This is a genomic window from Mesorhizobium sp. PL10, assembly GCF_053714315.1.
Genome location: NZ_JBSKBR010000251.1, coordinates 1 through 235, shown reverse-complemented (window position 1 = coordinate 235; position 235 = coordinate 1). Strand labels below are relative to the sequence as shown.

Annotated in this window: 1 protein-coding gene; it reads right to left on the bottom strand. The window is 66.0% G+C overall.

What is annotated here, in order from left to right; translation table 11 throughout:
• On the bottom strand, positions 1–235 hold a 235-nt coding region (locus ACWGTO_RS34055; protein WP_454579028.1), incomplete at both ends, for a transposase.

The following is a 235-nucleotide window of genomic DNA, read 5'->3' as shown; positions in this document are numbered from 1 at the left end:
CGCCGACCTCGACGCGGGCGATGATGCGCTCGACGCGGCTCCAGCTGCCGGCGCCGTCCAGGAACTCCTTGAACCTGCGGACGTTGCCCGTCTTCGCCGACGCTTCGAAGCGCGCCGTCGTGCTGGCTTCCAGCTCCATGACATGCTTGCGCAAGGTTGTGGTGGGCGCCACGCCGAGGATGAAGTCGACATCGTTGGCGCGGCACCAGTCGATGACCTGTGGACTGCTATAGTG